The sequence below is a fragment of the Streptomyces sp. SID5469 genome (genome assembly GCF_009862865.1).
GTDB lineage: Bacteria > Actinomycetota > Actinomycetes > Streptomycetales > Streptomycetaceae > Streptomyces > Streptomyces avermitilis.
In genome coordinates this window covers 4,292,969-4,305,628 of record NZ_WWIN01000001.1, presented here as the reverse complement: position 1 = coordinate 4,305,628, position 12,660 = coordinate 4,292,969, and the positions used below count along the sequence as shown (strand labels likewise).

The 12,660-nt window shown below is 71.6% G+C and carries 10 protein-coding genes and 1 riboswitch; of the genes, 4 read left to right on the top strand and 6 right to left on the bottom strand.

What is annotated here, in order from left to right; all coding sequences use genetic code 11:
- Positions 1 to 11: 11 nt before the first annotated feature.
- Positions 12 to 272 carry a hypothetical protein gene (locus tag GTY58_RS18145; protein ID WP_010984904.1) on the bottom strand — a complete coding sequence of 87 codons (261 nt, stop codon included), beginning with the start codon at positions 270 to 272 and terminating at the stop codon, positions 12 to 14.
- Positions 259 to 1,695 (bottom strand): PspC domain-containing protein, encoded by a 1,437-nt coding sequence (locus tag GTY58_RS18140; RefSeq protein ID WP_010984903.1) that lies wholly within the window; start codon positions 1,693 to 1,695, stop codon positions 259 to 261. The genes GTY58_RS18145 and GTY58_RS18140 overlap by 14 nt, the downstream gene beginning before the upstream one ends.
- Positions 1,696 to 1,837: 142 nt before the next feature.
- On the opposite strand from GTY58_RS18140, the gene GTY58_RS18135 reads away from it, so the two are divergent.
- Together GTY58_RS18135 and GTY58_RS18130 are read left to right on the top strand one after the other, a co-directional pair.
- On the top strand, positions 1,838 to 3,163 hold the full coding sequence (locus GTY58_RS18135; protein ID WP_037644904.1) for an ATP-binding protein: 1,326 nt from the start codon (positions 1,838 to 1,840) through the stop codon (positions 3,161 to 3,163).
- Complete coding sequence (locus GTY58_RS18130) at positions 3,160 to 3,891, top strand: response regulator transcription factor (RefSeq protein WP_010984901.1); 732 nt, start codon at positions 3,160 to 3,162, stop codon at positions 3,889 to 3,891. The genes GTY58_RS18135 and GTY58_RS18130 overlap by 4 nt, the downstream gene beginning before the upstream one ends.
- 345 nt (positions 3,892 to 4,236) lie before the next feature.
- On the opposite strand, the gene GTY58_RS18125 is transcribed toward GTY58_RS18130, so the two are convergent.
- On the bottom strand, positions 4,237 to 4,959 hold the full coding sequence (locus tag GTY58_RS18125) for a hypothetical protein (RefSeq protein WP_063774052.1): 723 nt from the start codon (positions 4,957 to 4,959) through the stop codon (positions 4,237 to 4,239).
- A 241-nt stretch (positions 4,960 to 5,200) separates the two neighbouring features.
- Entirely contained in the window at positions 5,201 to 6,265 is a 1,065-nt protein-coding gene (locus GTY58_RS18120) for a C40 family peptidase (RefSeq protein WP_037645204.1), read from the bottom strand.
- Positions 6,266 to 6,686: 421 nt separating this feature from the next.
- Between GTY58_RS18120 and GTY58_RS18115 the strand changes: the two genes are divergently transcribed.
- Complete coding sequence (locus GTY58_RS18115; protein WP_010984897.1) at positions 6,687 to 7,040, top strand: hypothetical protein; 354 nt, start codon at positions 6,687 to 6,689, stop codon at positions 7,038 to 7,040.
- Here GTY58_RS18115 and GTY58_RS18110 read toward each other — a convergent pair.
- Together GTY58_RS18110 and GTY58_RS18105 are read right to left on the bottom strand one after the other, a co-directional pair.
- Complete coding sequence (locus GTY58_RS18110) at positions 7,018 to 7,983, bottom strand: hypothetical protein (protein ID WP_078234415.1); 966 nt, start codon at positions 7,981 to 7,983, stop codon at positions 7,018 to 7,020. The two genes, GTY58_RS18115 and GTY58_RS18110, sit on opposite strands and share 23 nt — an antisense overlap.
- Positions 7,984 to 8,112: 129 nt before the next feature.
- Complete coding sequence (locus tag GTY58_RS18105; RefSeq protein WP_010984895.1) at positions 8,113 to 9,309, bottom strand: C40 family peptidase; 1,197 nt, start codon at positions 9,307 to 9,309, stop codon at positions 8,113 to 8,115.
- A gap of 7 nt (positions 9,310 to 9,316) precedes the next feature.
- Positions 9,317 to 9,508, bottom strand: a riboswitch (cyclic di-AMP (ydaO/yuaA leader).
- Positions 9,509 to 9,986: 478 nt separating this feature from the next.
- Here GTY58_RS18105 and GTY58_RS18100 point away from each other — a divergent pair.
- Entirely contained in the window at positions 9,987 to 12,572 is a 2,586-nt protein-coding gene (locus GTY58_RS18100) for an ATP-dependent DNA helicase (protein WP_010984894.1), read from the top strand.
- Positions 12,573 to 12,660 lie beyond the last annotated feature (88 nt).

Here is a 12,660-nt window from a genome sequence, read left to right as displayed (position 1 = left end):
CACCCCGACGCTCATCCCCCCGACGGCCGGTCCGACGGCCACGCCCCCTCCGGCTCGGGAGAAGCATGGTCGTGGCCTGCGCGCCGTTGGCGTATCGCGTGCGTCAGGAACGCCGCCGCACCCGCCAGGCAGAGGCCGCCCGTGACCATCGGGATGATCGCGAACCACGGCGTCTCCCATGAGCCGCCCGCATCGCCGGCGAAGGCGACGCCCGCGACGGTGAGGAACAAGCCCGCTATCAGCTTTCCTGGCTGGAATTCATGACGCAGCACGAGTTACCTCCACCTGTCCCACGCCGACTTCGAGGTCGAGGTTCAGCGTGCCGCCGTTCTTCGTGCCGGACGGGGTGAGCGTCACTTGCTGCTGCTTGCCCGGCTCCACGTCCACGTCCTGCTTTCCGTCGCCCGGCAACTGGATGTCGCCGATGCCCGCCCGGATGTCCACTTCTGCCGTCACGTCGGCGGGCAGCACGACCCTGAGCCGGCCGGCCCCGACCTGCGCCCCCGTCGTCACCGTCTGGTCCTTGGCGAGACGCAGACGGGTCAGATCCAAGGTGCCCTCGCCCGTGCCGAGCTCGTACCTCGGCTGCACGGCCGACGCCGACGCCGGTGTCCAGTTCGTCCGCACCCAGTGCGTGCTGATGTCCTTCGGTAGGGCCGCGGACGCCGCGAGCAGACCCGCCGTGATCACCGCCAGGAAGAGTGAGCCCGCGCCCGTGCGCCCCAGGAACGCGCTGATCGCGATGCCTGTGCCGAACACGGCCAGCGCGCACGCCAGGCCGGTCTGGAGACTGGTGCCGAGAGCGTGGTCGTCCCATGTCAGCCCGGTGCCGAGGGCTCCCGCCAGCAGGGCGAACAGGAACACCCAGCCGCCGATCCAGCGCGGACCACGCGGCTTCGGCTCGCGCGCCGTGCGTATGTCCTGGCGGAACGAGGTGCCGCGGGCGATGTTGACCGCCGCCGAGACGTCCCGGTCCCGGGCGTCCATGGGCCCCCACAGATAGCCCGTGCCACCCACATGCGTGCCGTCCTTGACGATCGGGTCGCGCCACCAGGAGGGGTAGGAGGCGGGCACGGGTGGTGCCTTGGCCTCCGGCGGGGCATCGGCCACGGCCTGGGCGGCCAGCGGGTCGGGATCGGGGGCGCCGCGCCGCTGCGACCAGTACCCCGCGCCCGCGAGGAGCAGGGAGAGGACCGCCGCGAAGGTGAGCACCCCGCCGTTGTTGAGCATGGAGAGGAAGACGCCGCAGCCGACCAGGGCGAAGAGGACGGCGGCCAGCGCGGGGCCGTCGACGCGGCCGGTCAGCAGCTTGCGCACCTCGTTCTCCTCCTCGTCGTCGTACGGGACGAAGAGCCAGACGAAGCCGTAGAAGATAAGGCCGAGGCCGCCGGTCGCGGAGAGCACCGCGAGCACGATCCGGAAGATCACCGGATCCATGTCGCACTGCCGCCCCAGCCCCGCGCACACACCCCCCAGCATTCTGTGCCGCCGGTCGCGGCGGAACCTGGGCGGGGCCGTCGGGGCCGTCGCCTCGGACGCGGCAGCGTCACCTGACGGGCCGGCGGACGGCGCGGCGTCCCGTGGCTCGGCCGCCGGTGGTCGGGCGCCGTGGTCCGCGCCGGGCTCCGGACCACGGCCGGTGCCGGGGCCCGGACCGGGGCCCGGCTCCGGTGCCGCGTGCTGCTGATCTGTCATGTGTATATCGTCGCCGCCGCGGCCGCCCGGCGGCAGTCGGGATGACCCTGGCGGAACCCTGATATCTGCCCTGACGGGGGCGGCGGGAAGTGTTCGATCAGCGGTCTTTCGAAGATCAGGGGAGTCTCGGGGGTAGACCCTGATGCCCGGGTGGGCCGGTCGTGTGAACATCGATGGCATGCCGGACGCCGCAGCAGTGCCACTCGCCGACCCGCGGCTCCCGCGCAAGCTCTACCGCAGCAGTGACGGACGCTGGCTCGGGGGCGTGGCGCGGGGGCTCGCCGGGCATCTCGGTCTGCCCGTGATCTGGGTGCGGCTCGTGTTCGTCGGCCTGTTCATGGCGGACGGGCTGGGCGCGCTGCTGTACGCCGCGTTCTGGTTCTTCGTGCCGCTCGGCGTGGGCGGCGTCGACGCCCAGCGCCCGCCTGCCCTCACCACCGAGACCGCCGCGGACGGCCGTCGCAGACTCGTCGCCCGCAAGCCCGACAAGGGACAGATCGCCGCTCTGCTCCTCATGGTCGTCGTGGCGATGGTCTTCGTCGGCAAGGTGAATCTCGGCGGCGGAGCCAAGGCGTATCTCTGGCCCACCGTGCTCGTCGGCGCGGGAGTCGCCCTGGTCTGGCGCCAGGCGGACAACGCACGGCGGGCCCGCTGGGTGGAGGTCGGCCGCCGCCGGCGCACACTCACGCTGCTGCGGTCCGCGGCCGGTGTCCTGCTGGTCACCGCCGGTGTCTCCGGCATCTTCGTCCTACAGGGCTCCGCTGCCCACCTCGGCTCGGTGCTCCAGGCGGCGCTCGCGGTCCTGGTCGGCATAGCGCTCCTGGCCGGCCCCTACCTCGTACGCATGACACAGGACCTCTCCGAGGAGCGCCTGATGCGTATCCGCGCCCAGGAGCGCGCGGAGGTCGCCGCCCACGTCCACGACTCGGTGCTGCACACCCTGACCCTGATCCAGCGCAACGCGGAGAGTGCGAACGAGGTGCGGCGCCTCGCCCGTGCCCAGGAGCGCGACCTGCGCGCCTGGCTCTACAAGCCCGAGGGAACCGGCAAGGACGAGGCCGACGAGCCGGACACCCTCGCCGAGGCGGTCCGGCGCAACGCGGCGGAGGTGGAGGACAAGCACGGTGTCCCCATCGAGGTCGTCATAGTCGGCGACTGCCCGCTCGACGAGGGCCTGACCGCACAGATGCAGGCCGCGCGGGAAGCAATGGTGAACGCCGCCAAGTACGGTGGCGACGGCGGAGCCGTACAGGTCTACGCCGAAGTCGAGGGCAGGACGGTCTTCGTGTCCGTTCGCGACCGGGGCCCCGGCTTCGACCTCGACGCGATACCCGGCGACCGCATGGGCGTCAGAGAATCGATCATCGGCCGCATGGAGCGCAACGGCGGAACGGCACGGCTGCGTGCGGTGCCCGACGGCGGTACGGAGGTCGAGTTGGAGATGGAGAGGGCGGAGAAGACGTCATGAGTGACGCGAAGGAGCCGAGCGGGTCGGCCGAGCCGAACGGCGGCGTGACCGGAGCGGACGCCCCCGGGCGGCATGTGCGGGTCGTACTCGTGGACGACCACCGCATGTTCCGGACGGGGGTGCAGGCCGAGATCGGGCAGACCGAGCGCACCGGCGTCGAGGTGGTCGGCGAGGCCGCGGACGTCGACCAGGCGATCACGGTCATCACGGCCACGCGCCCCGAGGTGGTCCTCCTCGACGTCCATCTGCCGGGCGGCGGCGGGGTCGAAGTCCTGCGCCGCTGCGCGCCGTTGATGGCCGACGCGGAGCAGCCGGTCCGTTTCCTCGCCCTGTCCGTCTCGGACGCGGCGGAGGATGTGATCGGCGTCATCCGCGGCGGGGCCCGCGGTTATGTCACCAAGACCATCACGGGCACGGACCTGGTCAACTCCGTCTTCCGCGTTCAGGAGGGCGACGCGGTCTTCTCCCCGCGCCTGGCCGGCTTCGTCCTCGACGCCTTCGCCTCGACCGACGCCCCACCGGTCGACGAGGACCTGGACCGCCTCACCCAGCGCGAGCGCGAGGTCCTGCGCCTGATCGCCCGCGGCTACGCGTACAAGGAGATCGCCAAGCAGCTGTTCATCTCCGTCAAGACGGTCGAGTCCCATGTCTCGGCGGTGCTGAGGAAGCTCCAGCTGTCGAACCGTCACGAGCTGACCAGATGGGCCACGGCCCGCCGACTGGTCTGACCCGGCTGGTCTGCCCCGACTAGTAGGACGCGACCGGCAGGACATGGCTGGTCTGACCCGACCGGTCTGACGATGGGGTGGGTGCGCGGCGGCCGGTCACCCGGTTTCCGCCTGCGTGGCGGCAACGCCGGGGCAGATGACGGGACATGCGGGCGGGGGAGTGGCGGGGCAGGGACAGAGCCGGCGCATCCGCTGTCCTGGCACCGCAGGCGGCCGGGCCGCCGGGGCTGCCGCCCGGCTGCGTCGCGTCACCGGACACGGCCGGGGCCCCCGCTGAGGGAGTGACGGCGATCGGCGAGGCGCTGCGGGAGGTCGGCTGAGAGACGTACCTCCCGGACCTCAAGGTCACCGACCGTTCGACGCTTCCCCCGACGCCGGTCCGGCCCCGGGTGCTGCCCCCGGCCCCGGTGCCGCCCCCAACCCGGGAGCCGGCTCCGCCCCTGACCGCACCCCCGGCCGCGGCCGCAACGCCCGTACCGCCCACCGGTAATGACGTACGGCCTTGCCCACGCCGATGAGGCCGGTCAGCCACAGGATCAGGCCGATACCCATCCCCAGGGCGACATCGCCGTAGGTGCCCCCACCGGGCTTGGCGTCGGCCGTCGCCGCGAACGACGACCACAGGCCGATCGCGCAGACGCAGAGTGAGGAGAGCAGCCAGAAGAGGCTGAGGCCGGGGGCGCGGAGACGGGCGTCCGTCGGCGGGTGGCTGTCCAGCCGGAGCCAGTCGTCCAGAAGTTGGTGTATCCGGCCGTCGCGGCGGACGGCGAGGCTGACCGTGACGAGCGAGGGGGTGAGCGCCGCGAGGCCCAGAATGGCGAAGAGCGGGCCGAGGACGAGGCTGGTGGGGTCCTCCTGCTCGATCTGCTGCAACGGCAGGACGAGCAGCGCCCAGCCGATGATCGCCGTGACCGCCAGCAGCCAGAGCAGCAGCACCCGGTGCACCCCAAGACTCCGTCTGCGCAGCTCCTCCAGCGCCCGCCACCGGTCGGCCAGCAGCGCCGAACGGTCCGGCCAGGTCCGCAGATGCGCGGGCGGCGGCGGAGGAGGCAGCGTGGAGCGGGGCATCGGGGCCTTCCCGGGCGGGCACCGCGGGGGGCGAGGCCGCGGCGGCAACGGACGGAGCACGGTTCGCGAACGGGGCGAGCGTCGGGCGGTGCTGTAGGGCGGTGCTGTTCGCGCCGACGGTATCGCGCTGCCGTGTCCCCGACGCCCACGCGCCGACGTACCTGTCCGGAAGCCTCCCCCATTCCGCGGACAGGGAGAGGCTCTCGCCGCGCCCCCGACCGCCTCGGTGCGGGAGGCGTCCTCACACCACCCGAGTGGCCCCCGCGAACGGCATCTCGTCGATCGGCGCCAGCCGTACCGGTGCGGTCGGATTCGGCGCGTGGATCATCTGTCCGTGCCCCACATAGATCCCGACGTGACTGATCCCGGAGTAGAAGAACACCAGGTCACCGGGGAGGAGTTCGGAGCGGGAGACGCGGCGGCCCGTGTCGATCTGGGCGTAGGTCGTGCGCGGCAGCGAGATACCGGCCGAGCGGTACGCCGCCTGCGCCAGGCCCGAGCAGTCGAACGCGTCGGGGCCGGTCGCGCCCCAGACATAGGGGCTGCCGAGCTTCGCGTACGCGTAGGAGACCGCGGCCGCCGACCGTGAGTTGGGCGCCTCGGCGGTCGCGGCCGACAAGGAGGCCGGCCCCAGGTCCCGCGCCGCCGAGCGCGAGGCATGCCCGGCGCCCCCCGCCGTGTCCAGCTGCGCCCGCTGCGCGTCCGTCAGCCGGGACAGCAGCCGCCGAGCCTCGGTCAGCTTCGTCGTGACCGTCTTCCGCTGCCGCTTCAGCTCCGTCTGCCGGGACTTCAGCGAGGCCAGCTCGACCTGCGCCGCCCCGCGCAGCTGTTCGATCTCCCGCAGCTGCTTCCGTACGCGCTCCACGGCCGTGGCCTGCCGGCTCCCGGCCCGCTCGGCGACCGCGGCCCCGTCCAGGTACTGCTTCGGGTCGGAGGAGAGCATCAGCTGCACCGCGGGGTCGAGGCCGCCCGAGCGGTACTGCGCGGCCGCCACCGAACCCAGTGCGTCCCGGGCCGAGTTGAGCCGTTCCGTCCGCCGTGCCGCCTCGTCGCGCAGCGCATTGAGCCGCCGCTCCGCCTTGTCGGCCTTCTCCTTCGTCCCGTTGTACTTCTCGGTGGCGGCCTCCGCCTGCTCGTACAGCTTGTCCGCCTCGGCCTTGACCTGTGCCGGAGACAGCTGCGGCTCGGCGTGCCCGGTCCCGTCGAACGCGGTCGCGGTCGCCGCACCCGCGAGGGCGACCGTGACGGCGGTACGGGCCGTATGACCGCCGAGGGAGCGCTGTCTGGGCTTGCGGTGTGCTGCCACGAGGGCCCACATCCTTCCGTACGACCGCCGGGACGCGAGCGGTCAGCGGTTACGCGTCCGGCGGCGGCCCGCACAGGGGGAGCAGGCCGCCGCCGGACCTTTCGGCGGTGGTGTCCGGCTGCCGCCCCTGGCCCGGGCGGCGGTGGGGAGCCGGTCACCTGGTGGAGGACGCTAAACCTGACGGCGAGGGCCCCGTAACGCAATGTACGGAACTGGCGTGAGGAGACTGCCAGGTGACCGTATGTGACCGTGATCCCGGACCAGGGACGCCGACTTCACGCAGGGTGATGACCGATGTGGCGGTTCCGCGGGCGCGCAGGTGCGGCGGGGTGCTAAGGGATGCATATATGCGAGGACCGGGGTCCCTGGGTGGTGGGCCGGTGTCAGGGGGCACGAGCCCCTCTGATTAGGCTCCGGCCTCATGGACGTACTCATCCATCTCTTCGTCGGCCTGCACATCATCGGCATCGCCGCGCTCCTCGGCGGTTTCCTCACCCAGATGAAGGCGATGGGCCGGGGCACGGCCCGCTTCGTTCCCGGGATGCTGCACGGCGCGCTGACCATGCTGGTCACGGGCGTCGCCCTGGTGGGCCTCAACCAGGCGGACGACCACTCGGTCAACACCATCAAGATCGGCGTGAAACTGGCGCTGCTGATCGTCATCCTCGGCCTGGTCTACGTGAAGCGCGACGAGGAGCAGGTCGACAAGGGGCTGTTCGGCCTGGTCGGCCTGCTGACCACGGCGAACATCTTCATCGCGGTGCTCTGGACCTGATGTCCACGACGGCGGCCGCGCAGACGGCCGGCCACACCGCCACCGCGATCCACAGCAGGACCTGCCCAGGCCCCCACAGCCAAGGGACGCCGAGCACGATGGCGACGGACAGCACCGCCACCGCCGTCATCGCCATCGGGAAGACCGTCGCCCAGCGCCGGACGTCGTACGCCGGCCGCGGCCACCGCAGCTCGGCCGCCCACAGCACGCAGTACCAGCCGAGGGCGAGCACGAGCAGCGCGGCCGTCACGGTCCGCAGCACGCCGTTGTCGTCGTCGTTCCAGAGGTAGGGGCCGCCGCTGCGGCGGGCCGCGACGAGCTGTGCGCCGGCCAGCGCGGAGAGGGCGAGCGCACCGCCCGCGATCCAGTGGTCTCCGGCGCCTTCGGCGACCTGCCGCAGGTCGAAGCGCCACAGGGCGACGGCGTACAGGACGAGCCCCAGCCAGAAGAACACCAGCGCCGTGTGCGCGAGCCACGCCACCCCCAGGTCGGCCGCCAACGTCGCGCCGAGCAGGGCGAGCCCCTGCGTGGCCACACACGCCAGGAGCACCACCCCGGGCATGTGCCGTTCCCAGCGCCGTACGACAAGGAAGAGCAGCCCCGGCCACAGTGCGGCGGCCAGGGCCAGCAGCGCCTCGGCCAGGCCCTGCCACCCCAGCGCGGACAACCGGGTCCCGAGGACGGCGGTCGCGGCCACGGCGGTGAGCGCGGCCGGTGTCCCCGCCTCGGCCGCCCACCGTTCCCGCTCGCGAAGCAGCCGTACGGTGAAGTCCGCGGCGAGCGCGAGCCAGGCCGCTCCGGCCGCCACCAGCGCGATGCGGGACAGGACCTCGTGTCCGGTCAGATGCAGTCCGACCGACACGACGCCGGTCGCCATCACGGCGGCTCCGTCGGCGGGCGGGAGCGGCGCCCACCAGGTGCGGGGCTGAGGGGTGCCTGGCATGGGCCCGATGCTAGGGACGTACGCGCGCATGGCGGTACGGGGCACGCGCGCGTGGCGCACGAAAACCGGTCACGTGCGCGTGGCGCACGAAAACCGGTCACGCGCGTGCGCCGCGGGGGAATGCGTGGGCTAGGCCGGCCGCACCACGCTGTGGATCGCCGACTCGCCGTCGTAGAAGATCGACTCCTCGCGGACGTACGCGCCCGGCTTCGGGGCGTGGATCATCATGCCGTTGCCGATGTAGAGGCCGACGTGGCTGATGTCGTCGTAGAAGAAGACCAGGTCGCCCGGCTGGATGTTCGAGAGGGAGACCGTCGTGCCCGCGTTCACCTGGTCATAGGTGGTGCGTGGAAGCGTGACGCCGGCGGCCTTCCACACCGCCTGGGTGAACCCCGAGCAGTCGTACGAGCCGGGACCGGTGGCGCCCCAGACATACGGCTTGCCGATCTGCGCGCGGGCGAAGGCGAGGGCCTTGCCAGCCTTGGTCGAGTACGACGATCCGGCAGACCCCGTGGACCCCGTGGACCCCGTGGACCCCGTGGAGCCCGTGGCGCCGGTGGCGCCGGACGTGCTGCCGGTTCCGGACGCCGGGTCCTGCTGGGCGGTCTGTTGCGCGGCCGCGGCCTGCTGCCGCGCCAGTTCCTCCGCCTTGCGGTCGGCCGCGGCCCGCTTCTCCTTCTCGATCGCCGCGAGCCGCGCCTTCTCCTCGGCGGTCAGCTTCGACAGCAGCTCGCGCGCCGTGGCGAGCTTGTGCTGGACGGTCGCCTTGGCCGTCTTGAGCGCACTCTGCGACTCGGTGAGGGTCTCCAGGCTCTGGGACGCCTCCTGTCGCTTCGTCGTCGTCGCGGCCTGCTCGGTGACGTAGGCGTCGACGGCGTCCTTCTGGTGGTCGGTCAGCCGACTCATCAACTGGGTCTGGTCGAAATAGTCCTGAGGACTGTCGGCCAGCAGGAAGGTCGTGGTGTCGGGTGCGGAGGCCCCGGTCCGGTACTGCGCCGCCGCGAACGAGCCGAGCCGCTCCCGCGCGTCGTTGAGCTTCTGGGTGCGCTGCGCGACCTCGTCGAGGAGGGTGCCGACGCGCGTGCGCTGCTTGGTGGTCTTCTCCTTGGCCGCGTTGTACTTCTCCGTGGCCGACTCGGCCTGGCGGTAGAGGTCGTCGACCTTCTTCTCGACTTCTTCGAGACTCGGCTTGTCGTCGGCCGGGGGCGCGGCGTTGGCCGTCTGGGAGAGCAGGGCCACGGAGGTCAGAGCCGCCGTCGCCAGGCCCGGGGTCCGTATGCCTGCCATGCGCGTGCCGGCGGGACGCGGCTTTCGGTGCGGCGCCATGAAGGCGTCTCCTTCCGTGTTCCGCCTACCGAGTTAGCTGTCGGGTTCGGGCGCGTGCTTCGGAAGGTTTGCCCTACGGTCGTTGCCCTTCAAGGCGGTTGAAGCCCTTCAAGGCGGCTGAGCCGATTCACCCCGAGGTCGGTTGGGTCCCCGGCTCCAGCTGCCACGGGCGGCACGCCGGACTCGGCGGAGGCCGCGCGGCCCGGCGATGTTCGCCGGTGGGGGTCGTGCGGCCTGCCGGGCACGGTAGCCAACTCGTGTGGCCTGTGTGAAGTTTGATGCGCGATATGCCCGATACATTTTCGTGACCTTAGCCACGGGGGTCGCTGCCCGCGGGCAATCGGGATGGGTCTGGGGTGAGTTGTCCGGACGTTGTCGTGGTGGTAGGTGGCGGGAGTGGGGTGGAGTGGGGTGGAGCGGGGCGGGGCCTGGGGGAGTGCGGCGCTGCTGGGGCGTGCGCTGGGTGGCTTCTCGCCCGGCCGATCTCTTCCGGTCAGTCGCCGGCCGTAACGCGGCAAATGCGGACAGTGGTGGGGTGTTGGGTGATCGCAATCGGAAGATCGTCGACTTCAGCGGCCCTCCGCGGTCCCTCGAGGCACCGAATTGCGGCCCATCGGGGCACCGAGTTTCTGGGGCGGCGACCGGTTGTCGGTGGGGCAGCCTAGACTCGGAGAGCGATGAGCAGCCTCTTTGATGACAGCTTCCTGGCGGACCTCAAGCCCTCGCGGGCCCACGAGGAGGAGCCCCCGCCGCCGCCCGAGGACGATCACGTACCGGAGTCGGTTCCGGACGATCTGTTCGGCGGGAAGTTCGACGTGCCGCCGGACCGGGACACGTACTACCGCGACGGAGCCCCCCGCCCCGCCGTGGACCCGGCCACGCTCCTGCACGGGCTGAACGAGAACCAGCGCGCGGCCGTGGTGCACGCCGGTTCCCCCCTGCTCATCGTGGCCGGTGCCGGCTCCGGCAAGACGCGCGTGCTCACGCACCGGATCGCGCACCTGCTGGGTGAGCGCCATGTGCACCCCGGCCAGATCCTCGCGATCACCTTCACCAACAAGGCCGCGGGCGAGATGAAGGAGCGCGTCGAGCAGCTGGTCGGCCCGCGCGCCAACGCGATGTGGGTGATGACGTTCCACAGCGCGTGCGTGCGCATCCTGAGGCGTGAATCGAAGAGGCTCGGGTTCACCTCCTCCTTCTCGATCTACGACGCCGCCGACAGCAAGCGTCTGATGGCCCTGGTCTGCCGCGACCTGGACCTCGACCCCAAGCGCTTCCCGCCGAAGTCCTTCAGCGCCAAGATCTCGAACCTGAAGAACGAGCTGATCGACGAGGAGGACTTCGCCGCCCAGGCCGCAGACGGCTTCGAGAAGACCCTCGCCCAGGCGTACGCCATGTACCAGTCGCGGCTGCGTGAGGCCAACGCGCTCGACTTCGACGACCTGATCATGACGACGGTCAACCTGCTGCGGGCCTTCCCGGACGTCGCCGAGCACTACCGCCGCCGTTTCCGCCACGTCCTCGTCGACGAGTACCAGGACACGAACCACGCGCAGTACGCCCTGGTCAGGGAGCTGGTCGGGGTTCCGGGACCGGGTGGCGGCGCCCGCCCGGAGGACGAGCCGCCCCGCGAGGACGACCTCGAGCCCGCCGAGCTGTGCGTCGTGGGTGACGCCGACCAGTCGATCTACGCCTTCCGCGGCGCGACCATCCGCAACATCCTCCAGTTCGAGGAGGACTACCCGGACGCGACGACGATCCTCCTGGAGCAGAACTACCGCTCCACCCAGACGATCCTCAGCGCGGCCAACGCGGTCATCGAGCGCAACGAGTCCCGTCGCCCCAAGAACCTGTGGACCAACGCGGGCGCCGGCGCGCAGATCACCGGCTATGTCGCCGACACCGAGCACGACGAGGCGCAGTTCGTCGCCGACGAGATAGACCGGCTGACGGACGCGGGCGAGGCAAAGGCAGGAGACGTCGCCGTCTTCTACCGGACGAACGCGCAGTCCCGTGTCTTCGAAGAGATCTTCATCCGCGTCGGCCTGCCCTACAAGGTCGTCGGCGGTGTCCGCTTCTACGAGCGCAAGGAGGTCCGGGACGTCCTGGCCTACTTGCGGGTCCTGTCCAACCCGGAGGACTCGGTCCCGCTGCGCCGCATCCTGAACGTGCCCAAGCGCGGCATCGGCGACCGCGCGGAAGCGATGATCGACGCCCTCTCCCAGCGCGAGAAGATCAGCTTCGCGCAGGCGCTGCGCCGCGTCGACGAGGCGTACGGGATGGCGGCCCGCTCCACGAACGCCGTCAAGCGGTTCAACACGCTGATGGAGGACCTGCGGACGATCGCCGAGTCGGGCGCGGGCCCGGCGACGGTCCTGGAGGCCGTGCTCGAACGCACCGGCTACCTGGCGGAGTTGCAGGCGTCGACGGACCCGCAGGACGAGACCCGCATCGAGAACCTTCAGGAACTCGCCGCTGTGGCGCTGGAGTTCGAGCAGGAGTCCGGGGCAGGGGAGGAGGCCGCGACAGGCGATGCGGCGGGCGACGCGGCAGGCGACGCGGCAGGCGACGCGCCGGGTGGTGCGCCGGGCGCGGCGTCAGGTGATCTCTCGGCGTTCCTCGAGCGGGTCGCGCTCGTCGCCGACTCCGACCAGATCCCGGACGAGGAGGACGGCAACGGAGTCATCACCCTGATGACCCTGCACACCGCCAAGGGCCTCGAATTCCCGGTCGTCTTCCTCACCGGCATGGAGGACGGCGTCTTCCCGCACATGCGGTCGCTCGGCCAGACCAAGGAACTGGAGGAGGAGCGGCGCCTCGCGTACGTCGGCATCACCCGCGCGCGGGAGCGGCTGTACCTCACCCGTTCGTCCCTGCGCAGCGCGTGGGGCCAGCCCTCGTACAACCCGCCGTCCCGCTTCCTGGAGGAGATCCCGGACGCGCATCTGGAGTGGAAGCGGAAGGGGGCGTCCGCTGCTCCGCTGTCTTCGGGGCCGGCCTCGGGCGTGGCGGCCTCGCTGTCGTCGTCGCGCTCGCGCTCCGCGGTCTCGGGGGCGTCCGGCTTCGCCACGCGCCGGGGCGGTGCGTCCGAGAAGCCGGTGGCCTCACTGGCGGTCGGGGACCGGGTCACGCACGACCAGTTCGGCCTCGGCACGGTGGTCGGCGTGAAGGGCACGGGCGGGAACGCGGAGGCGACGATCGACTTCGGCGACACGAAGCCGAAGCGGCTGCTGCTCCGGTATGCGCCGGTGGAGAAGCTTTAGGTGGTCGGCCGGGGTTTTCCAGCCCCGGCCGGCATCACCACTCGGGCCGTCCGGCGTGTGAGGAGGAGCCCGTTCAGGCCGAGGCCTG